General features: G+C 71.8%; 13 protein-coding genes and 2 pseudogenes. 7 read left to right on the top strand and 8 right to left on the bottom strand.

Annotated features, from left to right (window positions below; all coding sequences use genetic code 11):
* Window positions 1–116: 116 nt before the first annotated feature.
* From JK363_RS04240 to JK363_RS04230, 3 genes are read right to left on the bottom strand one after another with little or no spacing between them, the layout of a single operon-like run.
* Window positions 117–1,271, bottom strand: coding sequence for an Mrp/NBP35 family ATP-binding protein (locus tag JK363_RS04240; RefSeq protein ID WP_201871499.1), 1,155 nt, complete (start codon window positions 1,269–1,271; stop codon window positions 117–119).
* Between the two features lie 42 nt (window positions 1,272–1,313).
* Complete coding sequence (locus JK363_RS04235; RefSeq protein ID WP_201871497.1) at window positions 1,314–1,820, bottom strand: DUF1003 domain-containing protein; 507 nt, start codon at window positions 1,818–1,820, stop codon at window positions 1,314–1,316.
* Window positions 1,810–3,093 carry a magnesium transporter MgtE N-terminal domain-containing protein gene (locus tag JK363_RS04230; RefSeq protein WP_201871495.1) on the bottom strand — a complete coding sequence of 428 codons (1,284 nt, stop codon included), beginning with the start codon at window positions 3,091–3,093 and terminating at the stop codon, window positions 1,810–1,812. Before JK363_RS04230 ends, JK363_RS04235 begins: the two co-directional genes overlap by 11 nt.
* 194 nt (window positions 3,094–3,287) lie before the next feature.
* Between JK363_RS04230 and JK363_RS04225 the strand changes: the two genes are divergently transcribed.
* The gene (locus JK363_RS04225; RefSeq protein WP_307821601.1) at window positions 3,288–4,043 is read left to right on the top strand and encodes a hypothetical protein; all 756 of its coding nucleotides are present in this window, start codon (window positions 3,288–3,290) and stop codon (window positions 4,041–4,043) included.
* A gap of 171 nt (window positions 4,044–4,214) precedes the next feature.
* Here JK363_RS04225 and JK363_RS04220 read toward each other — a convergent pair whose 3' ends face one another.
* Entirely contained in the window at window positions 4,215–4,742 is a 528-nt protein-coding gene (locus JK363_RS04220) for a hypothetical protein (protein ID WP_201871494.1), read from the bottom strand.
* Window positions 4,743–4,849: 107 nt separating this feature from the next.
* On the opposite strand from JK363_RS04220, the pseudogene JK363_RS44580 reads away from it, so the two are divergent.
* Window positions 4,850–5,788 (top strand): annotated as a pseudogene (locus tag JK363_RS44580) (DMT family transporter); the annotation flags it as partial.
* Between the two features lie 9 nt (window positions 5,789–5,797).
* On the opposite strand, the gene JK363_RS04210 reads toward JK363_RS44580, so the two are convergent.
* The gene (locus tag JK363_RS04210; RefSeq protein ID WP_201871491.1) at window positions 5,798–6,898 is read right to left on the bottom strand and encodes a magnesium and cobalt transport protein CorA; all 1,101 of its coding nucleotides are present in this window, start codon (window positions 6,896–6,898) and stop codon (window positions 5,798–5,800) included.
* Between the two features lie 456 nt (window positions 6,899–7,354).
* Between JK363_RS04210 and JK363_RS04205 the strand changes: the two genes are divergently transcribed.
* The 4 genes from JK363_RS04205 to JK363_RS04190 all read left to right on the top strand — a co-directional run bounded on the left by JK363_RS04205 (window position 7,355) and on the right by JK363_RS04190 (window position 10,429).
* Window positions 7,355–7,960 (top strand): suppressor of fused domain protein, encoded by a 606-nt coding sequence (locus JK363_RS04205; protein WP_201871490.1) that lies wholly within the window; start codon window positions 7,355–7,357, stop codon window positions 7,958–7,960.
* A gap of 154 nt (window positions 7,961–8,114) precedes the next feature.
* Complete coding sequence (locus JK363_RS04200) at window positions 8,115–8,753, top strand: DUF6758 family protein (protein ID WP_176180782.1); 639 nt, start codon at window positions 8,115–8,117, stop codon at window positions 8,751–8,753.
* A gap of 108 nt (window positions 8,754–8,861) precedes the next feature.
* Window positions 8,862–9,716: a PHP domain-containing protein gene (locus JK363_RS04195; RefSeq protein WP_201871489.1), complete on the top strand. Its 855-nt coding sequence runs from the start codon at window positions 8,862–8,864 to the stop codon at window positions 9,714–9,716.
* Window positions 9,717–9,823: 107 nt separating this feature from the next.
* Window positions 9,824–10,429, top strand: a complete 606-nt coding sequence (locus JK363_RS04190; RefSeq protein ID WP_201871488.1) for a MarC family protein — start codon at window positions 9,824–9,826, stop codon at window positions 10,427–10,429.
* 91 nt (window positions 10,430–10,520) lie between these two features.
* Here the strand turns inward: JK363_RS04190 and JK363_RS04185 are convergent, their stop codons facing one another.
* Window positions 10,521–10,673 carry a DUF8834 family protein gene (locus JK363_RS04185; RefSeq protein WP_201871487.1) on the bottom strand — a complete coding sequence of 51 codons (153 nt, stop codon included), beginning with the start codon at window positions 10,671–10,673 and terminating at the stop codon, window positions 10,521–10,523.
* Window positions 10,674–10,885: 212 nt separating this feature from the next.
* On the opposite strand from JK363_RS04185, the gene JK363_RS04180 reads away from it, so the two are divergent.
* Complete coding sequence (locus JK363_RS04180) at window positions 10,886–11,815, top strand: NYN domain-containing protein (protein ID WP_201871485.1); 930 nt, start codon at window positions 10,886–10,888, stop codon at window positions 11,813–11,815.
* A gap of 39 nt (window positions 11,816–11,854) precedes the next feature.
* Here the strand turns inward: JK363_RS04180 and JK363_RS04175 are convergent, their stop codons facing one another.
* Together JK363_RS04175 and JK363_RS04170 are read right to left on the bottom strand one after the other, a co-directional pair.
* Entirely contained in the window at window positions 11,855–12,721 is an 867-nt protein-coding gene (locus JK363_RS04175; RefSeq protein ID WP_201871483.1) for an alpha/beta fold hydrolase, read from the bottom strand.
* A 105-nt stretch (window positions 12,722–12,826) separates the two neighbouring features.
* A pseudogene (locus JK363_RS04170) lies at window positions 12,827–14,834 on the bottom strand (DEAD/DEAH box helicase).
* Window positions 14,835–15,069: the final 235 nt, after the last annotated feature.

The following is a 15,069-nucleotide window of genomic DNA, read 5'->3' as shown; positions in this document are numbered from 1 at the left end:
GCCGCTGAGGCCGGCAGACGCGAGCGGCGGGGGCGGCCGGTCTTCTCGGGAAGACCGGCCGCCCCCGCCGCGTGACGTGGTGGCGAGCTCGCCCACGGAAACCGCGGGCCCAGGGCTCAGAACTTGTTGCGCGGCGTCACACCCAGCGACATGCCCGCGAGCCCGCGCTGCCGGCCACCGATCTTGCCCGCGATCGCCTTGAGCGCGGCGCCCGCCGGGGAGTCGGGGTCGGTCAGCACGACCGGCTTGCCCTCGTCGCCGCCCTCGCGCAGCCGGACGTCGATCGGGATGGCGCCGAGGACCGGCACCGTGGTGCCGGTGGTCCGGCTGAGCCCGTCCGCGACCACCTGGCCGCCGCCGGTGCCGAAGACGTCGACCATCTCGTCGCAGTGCGGACAGGGCAGCCCGGACATGTTCTCCACCACGCCGACGATCTTCTGATGGGTCTGCACGGCGATCGCCCCGGCCCGCTCGGCGACCTCGGCGGCGGCCTGCTGCGGCGTGGTCACCACCAGGATCTCGGCGTTGGGCACCAGCTGGGCCACGGAGATGGCGATATCGCCGGTGCCCGGGGGGAGGTCCAGCAGCAGGACGTCGAGGTCGCCCCAGTAGACATCGGCCAGGAACTGCTGGAGCGCGCGGTGCAGCATCGGACCGCGCCACACCACCGGGGCGTTGCCCGGCGTGAACATCCCGATCGAGATCACCTTCACACCGTTCGCGGACGGCGGCATGATCATGTTCTCGACCTGGGTGGGCCGTCCGTCGGCGCCCAGCATGCGCGGCACGGAGTGGCCGTAGATGTCGGCGTCCACCACGCCGACCTTCAGACCGTCGGCGGCCATCGCCGCGGCCAGGTTCACCGTGACCGACGACTTGCCGACGCCGCCCTTGCCGGAGGCCACCGCGTAGACCCGGGTGAGCGAACCGGGCTGGGCGAAGGGCACCTCGCGCTCGGCCTGCCCGCCGCGCAGCGAGGCGGCCAGCTCACGGCGCTGCTCATCGCTCATCACCTCGAGTTCGACCGTGACCGAGGTCACACCGTCGACCCGGGCGACCGCGTCCCGCACATTGGTGGTGATCGTCTCCCGCATCGGACAGCCGGAGACCGTGAGGTAGACCACCACCGCGACGGCGCCGTCGGCGGCGATGTCCACGGATTTGACCATGCCGAGGTCGGTGATCGGCTTGTGGATCTCCGGGTCGTTGACCGTGGCGAGCGCGGTGCGGACCGCGTCCTCGCTCGGCGATGGGGGAGTGTCGGTAGCCATATGGAGATGGTACGGCGCCATGGGCGAGCCACGGAAAGGCCGTCAGCGGTCGCGTTCCTCACTCCGGGCGGGGGTGGCCCGCCCCTCGTCCAGCTCTCTGATCAGGTCCTCGAACTCCGAGCGGATCCAGTCCCGGGTGGCGACCTCGCCCAGACCCGCGCGCAGCGCCGCGATCTCCCGGGTCAGGAACTCGGTGTCGGCGATGGACCGTTCGTTCTGCTTGCGGTCCCGTTCGAGGTTGACGCGGTCGCGGTCGGCCTGCCGGTACTGGGAGAGCAGGATCAGCGGCGCCGAGTACGACGCCTGGAGCGACAGCATCAGCGTCAGCAAGATGAACGGGAACGGGTCGAACCGCAGACGGTCCGGGGCCAGGGTGTTCCAGGCCACCCAGAGGACGACGAAGCCCGTCATCCAGGCGATGAAGCGGCCGGTGCCCAGGAAGCGCGCGATCCGCTCCGACGCCTTCCCGAACGCCTCGGGGTCCCAGGCCGGCAGCGGACTGCGGCGGCGCGGCTTGGGCCGGTCCAGCCGGCTTCCCTCACCGTCCATCGGCGACCTCCGGCATGGTCACCCCGGTGTGCAGCTCCCGCTCCCGCCAGTCGGACGGCAGCAGATGGTCCAGTACGTCGTCGACGGTCACCGCGCCGAGCAGCGATCCGCTCTCGTCCACCACCGGCGCCGCCAGCAGGTTGTAGACCGCCAGATGACTGGCGACCACGGGCAGCTGGGTGTCCGGCGGCAGCGGCGGCAGATCGGTGTCGACGATCGAGGCGACGAGGGTGAACGGCGGGTCGCGCAGCAGCCGTTGGAAGTGGATGGTGCCCAGATACCGCCCGGTGGGGGTCTCGTCCGGCGGGCGGCACACATAGACCTGGGCGGCCAGCGCCGGGGTCAGGTCCTGGTTGCGCACCCGGGACAGCGCGTCCGCCACCGTGGCGTCCGGCCGCAGCACGATCGGCTCGGTGGTCATCAGACCGCCGGCCGAGCCCTCCTCGTACGACATCAGCCGCCGCATGTCGGCGGCGTCGCGCGGGCGCATCAGGGCCAGCAGCCGTTCCTTGTCCTCCTCGGGCAGCTCGGAGAGCAGATCGGCGGCGTCGTCGGGGTCCATGGCCTCCAGGACATCGGCCGCGCGCTCCTCCTTGAGCTTGCCGAGGATCTCCACCTGGTCGTCATCGGGCAGTTCCTCCAGGACGTCCGCGAGCCGGTCGTCGTCCAGCGCCGCCGCCACCTCGCCGCGCCGCTTGGCGGAGAGGTGGTGCAGCACATTGGCGAGGTCGGCGGGGCGCAGTTGCTCGAAGGTGGCGAGCAGGTTCTCCGCGCCCTGGCCGTGCTCCTCCAGCGAGAAGCCGGTGACGGCCGACCACTCGACGGTCAGCGTCTCGCCGCGGCGGCGCAGCGCACCGGCCTTGCCGCGCCGGACATGGACCTTGTCGATCTCCCAGTCGCGGCGGGCGGGCAGCTGGGTCATCGCCACGTCCAGGACCGTGACCTCTTCGCCCGTCTCCACCACCCGCACCCGGCGGTCGAGCAGCTCACCGAGGACGAGGGTCTCGGTGGGGCGCTGTTCGAAGCGCCGCATGTTGATCACGCCGGTGGTGATGACCTGGCCGGACTCGACCCCGGTCACCCGGGTCATGGGCAGGAAGATCCGGCGGCGGCCGACCACCTCGACCACCAGACCGAGCACCCGCGGCGGCCGTCCGGCCAGTCGCAGCATCGCCACCAGATCGCGGAACCGCCCCACCTGGTCGCCGTTCGGATCGAAGACGGCGACGCCCGCGAGGTGCGAGACAAAGACCCTGGGGGAGCCTGCCGGCATGTCATGCCTCTCCTCGTCCGTGGCCCTTCCCGGGCTTACTGCTTTTGTCACCTTTCATGCTGGTTCGCCTGGTTCAGGCTAACGTGCCCTGACTCGCCGTGCGCAGGACGAGGGGCCGTCCGGCACCCTGCGGACACCCGTGGACGGCACCGGTACGCTGCCCTACTGCACCGGCATCAGGAGGCAGAGCGGACGTGCGCACCCGGAAGAGCGCTCTCGTCGTAGCGATGTGCGCGGGGTTGGCCGCGACGCTCACGGCGTGCGGCGGCGAGGGGGGCAAGGACCCCGACGCGGGCACCAACGGTGTGGGCAAACTGCCCGCGGCCAAGATCGAGAGCAAGGCCCGTACGGTCGCCGGGAGCGCGGCAGCGGTACGGCTGTCCGGCAAGCTCGTCACCAAGGGGCGCACCTACACCCTGGACATGCGGCTCAAGGAGGACGGCGGCACCGGCCAGGTCTCCACCCAGGGCAGCACCTTCGAGCTGCTGCGCGTCGGCAAGGACCTCTACCTCAAGGCGGACGCGGGCTTCTGGGCGCACGAGGGCAACGAGGCCGGCAAGGGGAGCCAGGGCGCCTCCGGGGGCGCCGCGCACAAGCTGGACGACAAATATGTGAAGGTCCCCTCCGGCGACCCCTCCTACCGGCGGCTCACCGGCTTCACCGACAAGAAGGTGCTGCTCGACGGGTTGCTCGGACTGCACGGCGAGATCGCCGCCGGGGACCGCGGCGAGGTGGGCGGCGTGCGCACCATCCGTGTCCTCGGCGGCAAGGGCGGCGAGGGCGGCTCACTGGACGTCTCCCTGGAGGGCCGTCCGTACCCCCTGCGGTTGCAGCGCGCCGGACGCGCCGGGGTGATCCGGCTCGCCGACTGGAACAAGGACTTCACGCTGACCGCGCCGGACAAGGACCACGTCCTCGACTACGGCCGGCAGATCCCCGAGGGGCCCTGACGCTCCGCGTCCTGCCCCGGGCCCTGGCGCGCCCCGGGCGGCCTCGCTGAAGTCCGGTGCGGTTCGATTGCGCCCCGAAGGGGTGCGGGGCTGTGTCGATGTGCGGCTCCGCCGCGTGGGCGCGGCCGGCCACGACGCAGCCGCAGACGCATGACGGCACCTGCGGCGCGCTCAGCGCCTCCGGGCCCGCCGGCCGCGCGCCAGCAGCTTGGGCAGTGCCTCGGGCATCGGGCGGCGGGTGACCGCCGAGGCCGGCAGCGGGGCCGCCGCCAGCGAGCCGGTGGGCTGTTCGGCGAGCGCCCCGGGCGCGGGCTCCAGCCGCAGCACCCGGCTGCCGCTCGCCCACCGCTCGGCGATCCGCTCGGCGTCCACCGCGTTCAGCCGCTTGCCCTTGAGCTCGTCGACCGCCGCGGTCCACGCCTCGCTGCCCGGGGCCAGCTCCACCACCCGCGCGGGAAAGCCGACCAGCCGCCCGCCCTTGTCCTTGCTGCGCACGGTCACCGTGGCGGTGCCGCCGTGGTCGAGGCCGAGCCCGGTGAGAGGCTGTTCGTCGGGGCCGTCCCCGACCAGGCAGACGGCGCCCTCGTGCCAGATGTGCCACAGGGGGCGGGCGGGGCCCTCGCTGCCCTGCACCCAGATGAGGGCGGACTTCTTGGCCGCCTCCTCGACAAGGGCACGGTCCATCGGCGTCTGCGTCATAGGCACAGCCTAGGACGTGTGCGCGGCACCGCCGCCGGGCGGCCGGGGCCGTCCCAGCCCTCGGGACGACAGGTGTCTGACCCGCCCAAGCGCCTTACGCTGAGGGGGTGGTCACTGCCCGCCCAGCCCGTAGCTCCGCCGCCACCGGCACGCCGGCCGGGACCGGCGGTGACGGCTCCCGTACCCCGCTGCCGCTGGACGCCGTGCTGCTCACGGTGGCCGTGACCGGGGTCTCGTTCTCCGCGCCGCTCGCCGCCGTCACGGCCGCGCCCGCCCTCGCCATCGCCTTCTGGCGGAACGCCATGGGGGTCGGCGCGCTGGCCCCGTTCGCGCTCTGGCGCCACCGGAGTGAGCTGCGCGGGATGGGACGCCGGGCAGTGCTGCTGTCGGCCGCGTCCGGGGCGCTGCTCGCGGTGCACTTCGGCACCTGGCTGCCGAGTCTGCGGATGACCTCCGTCGCCTCGTCCACCGCGCTGGTCACCACCACCCCGATCTGGACCGCGCTGCTGCTGCGGCTGCGCGGCCACCGCCAGTCCGCCCGGGTCTGGCTGGGCATGGCCCTGGCCCTGCTCGGTGTGGTGATCCTCACCGGTGTCGATCTGTCGGCCTCGCCCCGCGCACTGCTGGGCGACGCGCTGGCGCTGGTGGGCGGGGTGGCCGGGGCCGGGTACGTGGTGCTCGGGGCGGAGGTGCGCCGTTCGGTGAGCACCACCGCGTACACCCTCGTCTGCTACGCCACCACCAGCGCGCTGCTGCTGGCCGTCTGTCTGGGCTCGGGCGCCGCGCTCGGCGGCTACCAGGGCGTCACCTGGCTCCAGCTGGCGGCGCTGACGGTCACCGCCCAGCTGCTGGGGCACACCCTGATCAACCGGGTGGTGCGGGGCCTCGGCCCGTCCGTCACCTCCACCGCGGTGCTGCTGGAGACGCCGGGGGCGGCCCTGATCGCGGCGCTCTGGCTCGGCCAGACCCCGCCGGTGGCCGCCTACCCGGCGCTCGCGGTGATCCTCGGCGGGCTCACCCTGGTGATCCTGGCGGACCGCCGGAAGGCCGACGGGCTACAGCCAGCCGTTGCGCTTGAAGCCGCGGTGGATGGCGAAGCAGATCCCGACGGTGACCAGCAGCACGGTCGGGTAGCCGAACTTCCACCGCAGCTCCGGCATGTAGTCGAAGTTCATGCCGTAGATCCCCGCGATCATCGTGGGGACGGCGAAGATCGCCGCCCATGATGTGATCTTGCGCATGTCCTCGTTCTGCGCGACGGTCGCCTGCGCCAGATTGGCCTGGAGGATCGAGTTCAGCAGGTCGTCGAAGGACAGCACCTGCTCATTGACCCGCGCCAGGTGGTCGGCGACATCCCGGAAGTACTTCTGGATGTCCGGGTCCACCAGCCGCATCGGACGCTCGCTCAGCAGCTGCATCGGCCGCAGCAGCGGCGAGACCGCCCGCTTGAACTCCAGTACCTCACGCTTGAGCTGGTAGATCCGGCCCGCGTCACCGCCGCGCCGGGAGGTCACCGCCGAGAAGACGTCGATCTCCACCTCGTCGATGTCGTCCTGGACGGCGTCGGCAACCGCGAGATAGCCGTCCACCACCTGGTCGGCGATGGCGTGCAGCACCGCCGAGGGGCCCTTGGCCAGCAGCTCCGGGTCCTGCTGGAGACGGTGGCGCAGCGCGCGCAGCGAGCCCTGGCCGCCGTGCCGGACGGTCACGATGAAGTTGCGGCCGGTGAAGCACATCACCTCGCCGGTCTCCACCACCTCGCTGGTCGCGGTGAGTTGGGCGTGCTCGACGTAGTGGATGGTCTTGAAGACGGTGAAGAGGGTGTCGTCGTACCGCTCCAGCTTGGGCCGCTGATGGGCCTGGACCGCGTCCTCGACGGCCAGCGGGTGCAGCCCGAACTCCCGCGCGATACCGGCGAACTCGCGCTCGTTCGGCTCGTGCAGACCGATCCAGGCGAACCCTCCCTCGGCGCGCACCCGCTCCATCGCCTCCACCGGGCTGACATGGTCACTGACCCGGTGTCCGTCCCGGTAGACCGCGCAGTCGACCACGGCGCTGGTGGCCGACGGGTCACGCGTGGCGTCGTAGTTGTGGGCGGCGCGGGTCCGGCGCAGAGCGGGGCGGACGGCTGCGCGCAGGTCACGGATCATCGACATGACGGGCTCCTTCACGGGCCGGCCGTCAGCGGCGGGCGCGGGGCGCAGCGCGGCACCCGGAAGGTGGACGTACGGCGGGGTGGGCCCCGGATACGTCCGCAAAGCGGGCGGCGCTCCGTGCGATGGCGCTGACGGAAGTTCGCGTAAGAAAACTGAACAAAGCGGGACGAAGGCGCTCTGCCGTCACATGCCCTGGATGCGAACCGACTTCACGTGTTTCACCGCGGTGCGGTGGGGTACGGAAGGCGTCAGATCATGCGTGCGCATTCCCAAGGGAATCGACGGGAGAACTGTCGGTACTGCACGGTCGACTCGGATCCACCGCAGCCCCACCTCCTCCGGCCGGTCCCCCGTGGGGGACGATGTGTAACTCCCTGGGCAGAGATAAAGGCTATCAGTCAGCAGAAGCGTTACGTCGCCGCTTTGCCTGTTCGATACGCGATCTATGCTCACCGCATGTCAGACGTTCTTCAGCTGGTCGAGGCCCGGTTGATCACCACGCTGGGTGAGCCCGACGGCCGCGCGGCCGTCACCTTCGTCGGCACGAACCGCATCGAGGTGCTGCGGTTCCGGGGGGAGGAGGACGTCGTCCGCTACGCCACCCTCGGCATGTCGGAGACCCCGATGACCGATCCCACCGCCCCCGTCGCCGACTCCCTGCGCGGTCCGCGCGCCGAGCTGGTGCTCACCGTGCGCAGCGGCGGTGCGGGACCCGGTATCGGCGTTCTGGACGAGGTGCTGCGCCCGCTCGCTGTGCTGGCCGCCTCACCCCAGGTCGAGGGCCTGGTGGTGGCGCCGGGCGCCTCGCTGGACATCGGTGCGCCGCTGTGGACCGGCGCGCCCTTCACCTCGGTGCTGGTCGCCGAACCGGGCGGACTGGTGGAGGACTTGGAGCTCCTGGAGCCGATGGAACCGGTGCGCTTCCTTCCGCTGCTGCCGATGACGGGGAACGAGGCGGCGTGGAAGCGGGTCCACGGCGCGGGCGCGCTCCAGGACCGCTGGCTGCGGCACGGCACGGATCTGCGCGACCCGATGCGCGCCGCGGTTCCGTTGGACGGCTGACCGCACAGCCGCCCCCGGCGGTCGGCCCGGTGCGTGCAACGCCGGATCACGGCGTACCGCACATGCCGTACGGGCGGAAACTCTTCGACCGTACGACCTCCGGACGGGTGATCGTCCTTGACGCGAGGACGGCCGGGGAGGACCGTGGGGCCCTATGAGGGGCGAACCCAGTTGCCCGAAGTGCGGTGGCCGGGTGCGAGCGCCCGGTCTCTTCGCCGACACGTGGCAGTGCGGCATGCACGGCACCGTGCATCCGCTCCAGCCTGTCGTCCCGCCGAGCGTCGAAGCACTCGTGGTGGTCACCAACCGCGCCCGGGTCCCGGTCTGGATGCCGTGGCCGCTGCCCGTGGGCTGGCTGTTCACCGGTGTGGCGTGCGCGGGCGACGACCGCAGCGGCGGCCGCGCCACCGCCGTGGCCTGCTCCGGGCCGGGCCCGCTGGGTGGCCCCGGTGAGCTGCTGCTGGTGGCCGAGGAGCTCGGCGTCGGTCTCGGCGCGCGCTACGCGGGCATTCCGGGGCCCGACCCCGGTCCGGGGATGCGGGTGGACAAACCGCCGCATGTGAAGGTGCTGGCCGCCGGGCGGCCGACCCCGCTGTGGCATGTCGAGGGCACCCCCGACGACCGGGCGGTCTTCGCGGGCGAGGCATGCGGACTCTGGCTGTGGGCGATCGTCTGGCCCGAGCAGACCGGGCTGCTGATGTACGACGAGATGGTGCTCACCGATCTGCGGGACGCCGGGGCCGAGGTGGACCTGGTGCCCTGCGGCGCGCTCTCGCCGCGGATCCTGTCCTGACGCCGCGCTCCCGCCGCTGGATCGTTGCCCCTGACCCGGGCATGCCCGGGGCGCCGGTTATCCTGAAGCGTCCCCTCCGTTCCTTCCCTCGCAGCTTGGAGCCGTGTCGTGCGCATCGACCTGCACACCCACTCCACTGCCTCGGACGGTACGGACACCCCCGCCGAGCTGGTGCGGAACGCCGCCGCGGCCGGGCTGGACGTCGTCGCGCTGACCGACCACGACACCGTCGGCGGCCACCAGGAGGCGATACGGGCGCTACCGGAGGGCCTCACCCTGGTCACCGGCGCCGAACTGTCCTGCCGGCTGAACGGTGTGAGCCTGCACATGCTGGCGTACCTCTTCGACCCGGCCGAGCCGGCGTTCGCGCGCGAACGCGAGCTGGTGCGCGACGACCGGGTACCCCGTGCTCAGGGGATGGTCGCCAAGCTGCGGGAGCTGGGGGTGCCGGTCACCTGGGAGCGGGTGGCGGAGATCGCCGGGGACGGGGCCGTCGGGCGGCCTCATGTGGCCACCGCCCTCGTCGAGCTGGGCGTCGTGGACAGCGTCTCGGACGCCTTCACCCCCGCATGGCTGGCCAATGGCGGCCGTGCCTACGTCGAGAAGCACGAGCTGGACCCCTTCGAGGCGATCCGGCTGGTCAAGGCGGCGGGCGGGGTCACCGTCTTCGCGCATCCCCTGGCCCTCAAGCGCGGCCAGTGCGTACCGGAGAGCGCGATCGGCGAGCTGGCCGCCGCGGGCCTGGACGGTATCGAGGTCGACCACATGGACCACGACGGGCCCACCCGCGCCCGGCTGCGCGGCCTCGCCGCCGAGCACGGTCTGCTCACCACCGGCTCCAGCGACTACCACGGCAGCCGTAAGAGCTGCAGTCTGGGCGAGTACACCACCGACCCCGAGATCTACGGCGAGATCGTGCGCCGGGCCGCCGGTGCGTTCCCGGTGCCGGGCGCGGGCGGCTGAGCCCACCCCGCCCCGCCGTTCCTTCACACCTCACCTCACCTCACCTCCTCCCTCCCCGTCCCCTTCGCGAGCCGTCGCTCGCCCACGTCTGCGCAAGGCCCTTCACCGTGTTCGACACCGCTGTCTTCGGATCCCTTTTTCTCACCCTCTTCGTGATCATGGACCCTCCGGGGATCACGCCGATCTTCCTGGCGCTGACCTCCGGCCGCCCCGTCAAGGTCCAGCGCCGGATGGCGGGCCAGGCCGCCACCGTCGCCTTTGGAGTCATCGCCGTCTTCGGCGTCGCGGGTCAGCAGATCCTCGACTATCTGCATGTCTCGGTCCCCGCGCTGATGATCGCGGGCGGGTTGCTTCTGCTGCTGATCGCGCTCGCTCTGCTCACCGGCAAGAACGACGAGCCGACCCAGACCAAGGACGTCAATGTGGCGCTGGTCCCGCTCGGGATGCCGCTGCTGGCCGGGCCGGGGGCGATCGTCTCGGTGATCCTCGCGGTGCAGCACGCGAAGGGCGTCGCTGACCAGATCTCGGTGTGGGCCGCCATCGTGGCCATGCATATCGTGCTGTGGCTCACGATGCGCTACTCGCTGCTGATCATCCGTGTGATCAAGGAAGGCGGAGTGGTACTGGTCACCCGACTGGCCGGAATGATGCTCTCCGCCCTGGCGGTGCAGCAGATCATCAACGGTGTCATCCAGGTGATCCACAACGCCTGACGCTCCTGAACGCGAAGGCGCCCCCGTACATCCGTGTACGGGGGCGCCTTCGCGTTCGGCGTCAGTCGTGCGTCAGGAGCTCCTTACGGCGCTACCGGGCAACGGTTTCAGCTGGGCGGATGTAGATGCGCTGGCCGATCGCGGCGGCCTGCTGCACGATCCGGTTGACGGAGGCGGCGTCCACGACAGTGCTGTCCACGGCGTTGCCGTCGATGTCGTCAAGGCGCATGATCTCGAAGCGCAAGGCTTCTCCCTTCGTCTGATCCTCCTGAGGAGAACTGATGTGTACGGAGGCGGCGCGGCCTCGCTGCCGCACGCTCCTGTACGTGTCAACGAGAGTGTGCCCTGAAAACATTCCCTACGCTAATGAAATTTTTCGCCAGACTAAGTATCTGCTGGTAGCGGGGGAGGGTCCGGTTGTGATCCCCGAGCGCCCGCCCGGAGAATGAACCGCGTATGAGTGACCTGCCGCCTCCGGGCCAACCAGACCTCGCCTCGATCGTCGCGGGCATCGAGCGCACCAATGAGCTGCTGCAACGCGTACTCGCCGAGGTCGCCACCACCCCGTCCACCCACGCGATCTTCGTGGACGCGGGGTATGTGTACGCGGCCGCGGGACGGCTGGTCGCGGGCACGGAGGACCGCAGGGCCTTCGAGCTGGATGCCGAGGGGCTGATCGAGGCGTTCATCGACAAGGCCCGCACGATCTTCCCGGACAGCAGGCTGCTGCGGGTCTACTGGTTCGACGGCGCCCGGCGCCGGATCCACACCCCCGAGCAGCAGAGCATCGCGGAGCTGCCCGACGTCAAGGTCCGGCTGGGCAACCTCAACGCGAACAACCAGCAGAAGGGCGTCGACTCCCTCATCCGCTCCGACCTCGAGTCCCTCGCCCGGCACCGCGCCATCGGCGACGCCGTGCTGATCGGCGGCGACGAGGACCTGGTCTCCGCTGTCGAGGCGGCCCAGGGCTACGGGGCACGGGTCCACCTGTGGGGCATCGAGGCCGTGGACGGGCGCAATCAGGCCGAACCGCTGCTGTGGGAGGTCGACAGTCAGCGCACCTTCGACCTCGACTTCTGCAAGCCGTACGTCACCCGCCGGGCCACCGGCTATGAGCTGAACGGCGAGATGGCGCTGTCCGGGCCCGCCCCGAGCCGGGACGAGGTGCGCTTCGTCGGAGCGCAGATCGCCGCCCAGTGGCTGTCCTCACGCGGCCGGGAGACACTTGCCGAGCTGCTGCCGGGCCACCCCTATCTCCCCGGCTCGGTCGACCAGGAGCTGCTGATCGACGCGGAGGGGCTGCTGCGGCTGTCGCTGCGCGCCCACGCGGATCTGCGGCGGGCCCTGCGGGACGGCTTCTGGGAGCACCTCCAGGCCCAGTACTGAGCGCCCCTGAGGCGCCCGAGCGCCCGTAGGCGGCGTGGCTCAGCCCAGGCTCCGCCAGAACGCGACCAGTGCCTCGACCGTGGCCCGCGGCCGCTCGGCGTTGGGGGAGTGCTCGGCGCCCTCGATCACGGTCCGGCGCGCCGACAGCCGCTCGGCCATCTCATCCATCAGCGGCACCGGCCAGGCGTAGTCGAACTCGCCGGACAGCACATGCGTGGGCACCCCGGACGCCGCCAGTTCGCCGACCCGGTCCGGCTCGGTGTTCAGCTGCCGCCCGGTCGCGATCAGCTGCTCCGGCACGGTGTCCAGCCAGCGCCGGTGGAGGAACTCCCGTACGCCGGGCGGGGTCGCCGCGTCGGCCGCCTCGGGCGGATCCAGTTCGCGCATCGCCTGCCAGACGGACTCCATATCCATCACGGTCAGCGCGTCGATGAGCAGCTTGGTGCGGGCCTGCTGCGCGGCCGAGATGGCCGCGGGACCGGAACTCATGATCGTCAACGAGCTGAACGCGCCCGGGTCCCGCAGCACGGCGGCGCGCGCGATCAGCCCGCCCAGTGAATGCCCGAGCAGATGGACGGGGTCCTCGGTGGCGGCGCTGACCGCCGTGGCCTGCGCGAGGACGTCGAGCACCAACTCGGCCTGGGTGTACGCGTCCTGGTCCCGGGGCCCGGGGCTCTCGTACTGGCCGCGGCCGTCGACCGCGACGGCCCGGAAGCCCGCCGCGGCCAGCGGCTCCAGCAGTGCGATGAAGTCTTCTTTGCTGCCCGTGAATCCCGGCACCAGCAGCACCGTGCCGCGTGCGGCCGAGCCGGGCCGCGCGTCGTGCACGGCGAACTCCCCGCGTGCGGTCCCCAGTCGGTATGCGCGGACGCCCGCGGGCAGGGTGAGAAACGGCGGCCTGCTCATGGGGATGAGGCTATACAGGGCATGGGAAACGGACCATGAACACCGGGCCCCGTTCCGCGGTGTCGCGAAACGGGGCCCAGTGGTGCTCGGTTGTGCCGGGTGCCATCAGCTCTCGGCCACGGCCTCGGGCTGGGCCGCCGCACGGGTGCGGCGACGGCGGCGGACCGGCTTGGCTTCACCGTCGGCGGTCTGCTCCGCGGTCGCATCGACTTCCACGGCCTCGGCGGCCTTGGTGCGGGTGCGGCGGCGGGTGGGCTTGGCGTCCGCGGTGTCGGTGCCCTCGGCGGTCGCGACGGCCGTCTCGGCGGGGGCGTCGGCCTTGGCGCGGGTGCGACGGCGGCGCGGCTTGGCCTCGGCCTCCTCGCTCTCGGCGGTCTGCTCCGCGGTCGCACCGGTTTCCACGGCCTCGGCGGCCTTGGCGCGGGTGCGACGGCGGCGCGGCTTGGCCTCGGCCTCCTCGGCCGGAGCCTCAGCCGCCGCCGGGGCGGCCTCGGCGGTCTCCGGCGCGTCGACCGCCGCGGTGGCCGCCTCGCCCGTGCTCGCCGCACCACCGCGCGTACGGCGGCGGCGACGGGGCTGACGCGGCTCGGTGGCGCCCTCGGCGGTGTCGGCGGCGGCCTCGGCAGCTGGAGTCCCCTCCGCCGCGCTCGAGCCCTCCATGGACACACCGCCGCGGGTGCGGCGCCGGACCCGCGGGTTGCGGGTGCGCGCCGGGCGCTCCTCCGGGGCACCGGCGGACCGGCGGCCACGGCCGCCCCGGCCGCCGGTCTCACCGAGGTCCTCGATCTCCTCGGCGGCCAGTCCGGCCCGGGTGCGCTCGGCACGCGGCAGGACACCGGTGGTGCCCTCCGGGATACTCAGCAGCTCGTAGAGGTGCCCGGAGGTGGAGTAGGTCTCCTCCGGGTCGTTGAACGGCAGGTCCAGCGCCTTGTTGATCAGCTGCCAGCGCGGGATGTCGTCCCAGTCGACGAGAGTGACAGCGGTACCCGACGCACCCGCCCGGCCGGTGCGGCCGATGCGGTGCAGATAGGTCTTCTCGTCCTCCGGCGACTGGTAATTGATCACATGGGTGACGCCCTCGACATCGATACCGCGCGCGGCGACATCGGTGCAGACCAGTACATCGACCTTGCCGTTGCGGAAGGCGCGCAGCGCCTGCTCGCGCGCCCCCTGGCCGAGGTCGCCGTGGACCGCGCCGGAGGCGAAACCGCGCCGGGCGAGCTGGTCGGCGATGTCGGCGGCGGTCCGCTTGGTGCGGCAGAAGATCATCGCGAGACCGCGGCCCTCGGCCTGGAGCACCCGCGCCACGACCTCCGGCTTGTCCAGCGAGTGAGCGCGGAAGACATGCTGGGTGATGTTGGCCACGGTCGCGCCCTCGTCATCCGGCGCGGTGGCGCGGATGTGGGTGGGCTGCGACATGTAGCGCCGGGCCAGGGAGATGACCTGCCCCGGCATGGTCGCCGAGAACAGCATGGTCTGGCGCTTGGCGGGCAGCAGCTGGATGATCTTCTCGACATCGGGCAGGAAGCCCAGGTCGAGCATCTCGTCGGCCTCGTCGAGGACGAGCACCTTGACGGCGGAGAGCCGCAGCTTCTTCTGGCCCGCCAGGTCCAGCAGCCGGCCGGGGGTGCCGACGACCACGTCGACGCCCTTCTTCAACGCCTCGACCTGTGGTTCGTAGGCGCGGCCGCCGTAGATCGACACAACGCGGACGTCGCGGACCTTGCCGGCGGTGAGCAGATCGTTGGTGACCTGCTGGCAGAGCTCGCGGGTGGGGACGACCACAAGCGCCTGCGGGGCTTCGGTGAGCTGCTCGGGCTTGGCCCGGCCGGCCTCGACGTCCACGGGGACGACGACGCGCTCCAGCAGCGGGAGGCCGAAGCCCAGCGTCTTGCCGGTGCCGGTCTTGGCCTGGCCGATGACGTCGGTGCCGGAGAGGGCGACCGGAAGCGTCATTTCCTGGATGGGGAACGGGGACGTGATGCCGACGGCTTCCAGGGCCTCGGCTGTCTCGGGGAGGATCCCGAGTTCTCGGAAGGTGGTCAGGATGTTTGCCTCTTCTGTGAGACGCGGCGGGAGGCGGCGAAGGGGATCGCACGGCGCCCGGGTGCACCGGCCTTGGGGCGGCCGGTTCGGCGCGGGACCACTGCCCTCGCTCGAGCGCTCTCGCCGCGAGCGGGTCCCTCCTGCCGTGCGCATGAACGCTGCGCGCCGCGCGGAGGGCGGTCGGTTTGGAGCCGATCGGGCCACCGACCGGGCATCCGCATTCGTGGAACGACCCGCCGGTATGCGACGGGTGCAAATACCACTGTACCCCGGAAGCGCGCATCTGTGACCGGGGAACCGGA

It is taken from the genome of Streptomyces coffeae (assembly GCF_016741875.1).
Classification (GTDB): domain Bacteria; phylum Actinomycetota; class Actinomycetes; order Streptomycetales; family Streptomycetaceae; genus Streptomyces; species Streptomyces coffeae.
This window is presented reverse-complemented; position numbering and strand designations above follow the sequence as displayed.